We start from the raw sequence: 218 nt of genomic DNA, 5'->3' as shown, positions 1-218 counted from the left end.
TTGCTTCGCAAGACGTAGCGAAGCGTAGTGTCCCGATGACAAAATTAAAATATACCCCTGAAATCAGAGAAAGAGCGGTTCAATTATTGATTGAATCTGAAAAAAATTATCCTTCTACTTAGGCTGCAATCACAGCAATTGCGCCTAAGATCGGTTGTACTCCTGAAACACTTCGTGCCTGGCATCAAAAGCATTTAGATCAGCAAAATCCTATTAAA

General features: G+C 39.4%; 1 pseudogene. It reads left to right on the top strand.

Annotated features, from left to right (window positions below):
• Window positions 1–35: 35 nt before the first annotated feature.
• Window positions 36–218 (top strand): annotated as a pseudogene (locus ACG9ZB_RS17780) (IS3 family transposase); the annotation flags it as partial.

The organism is Acinetobacter johnsonii, from assembly GCF_048551975.1.
In the GTDB taxonomy this organism is placed as follows: domain Bacteria; phylum Pseudomonadota; class Gammaproteobacteria; order Pseudomonadales; family Moraxellaceae; genus Acinetobacter; species Acinetobacter johnsonii_A.
The sequence above is the reverse complement of the archived record's forward strand: the minus strand, read 5'-3'. Positions and strand labels throughout refer to the sequence as shown.